Consider the following 1,000-nt stretch of genomic DNA (forward strand, 5'->3'; position numbering starts at 1 on the left):
GCGAACTTTGGTCACGTATTTGTGAACTCGCCGCTCGGATGCCTCAGGTTGATCAGGATCAACCTCGTGCATTGTTGTTGTTCCCACCGGGATTGGAGTTTGCTGCTGGGTTCTTCGCCGCTCACGTCGCCGGCTGGATTCCCGTTCCGACCTGTTACCCAAAACCTGGCCGGGTGATGGAGCGGCTCGATTCGGCCGCCCGCGATTGTCTACCCTCGGCCATCATTGCCGACTCGGAAACATTGGCGGGAATGGATCCCGAAAAATTGTGCGACGAAGCGAGGAACATCCCACATCTGGCGACCGACGCCTCGCTGCCATCGTTCGACGCGAATCCTCAACCAAACTGGATCGATCCACATTCGCTGTCGATTGACCCAGAATCGCTTGCGTTACTGCAATACACCAGCGGCAGCACCAGCCGTCCCAAGGGCGTGATGGTCCGTCATCGCAATGTGATGGCCAACCTCGAAGCAATTCGTCGCGGATTTCAGATCCCTTGGTTGGATGACGATCCAAATGAAACCGAAACCGGCGTCTTTTGGCTGCCGTTTTTCCACGACATGGGGCTGATTGGCGGATTGTTGGCATCGCTGTACATGGGCCGATCCTCGGTATATATCAGTCCACGCGCCTTCCTCCAGCGGCCGCTTCGTTGGTTGCAATTGATCAGCGACTACAAGGCGACGATCAGCGGTGCCCCCAATTTTGCCTACCAATTGTGCATCGATCGCATCTCGCCCGATCAAACCGATTCACTGGATCTATCAAACTGGCGGACGGCGTTCTGTGGTGCCGAGCCAATCATGCCACGCACGCTGAGTGATTTCGCGCACCGTTTTTCGAGCTGCAATTTTTCCGCCAGCTCGTTTTACCCCTGCTACGGACTCGCCGAAGCCACGCTGCTAGCCGCCGGCGGAAACGGTCCCGCAGAGCCACATTTTCTAACCGTCAGCCGCGACCAGCTTGCCGAGGGACGTGTCGACGACTCCACCCCGAA

Annotated in this window: 1 protein-coding gene; it reads left to right on the forward strand. The window is 57.4% G+C overall.

The features are described 5' to 3' along the window. Positions 1–38: 38 nt before the first annotated feature. On the forward strand, positions 39–1,000 hold a 962-nt coding region (locus RMSM_RS28270; protein WP_236622332.1), incomplete at its 3' end, for an AMP-binding protein.

This window comes from Rhodopirellula maiorica SM1, assembly GCF_000346295.1.
GTDB lineage: Bacteria > Planctomycetota > Planctomycetia > Pirellulales > Pirellulaceae > Novipirellula > Novipirellula maiorica.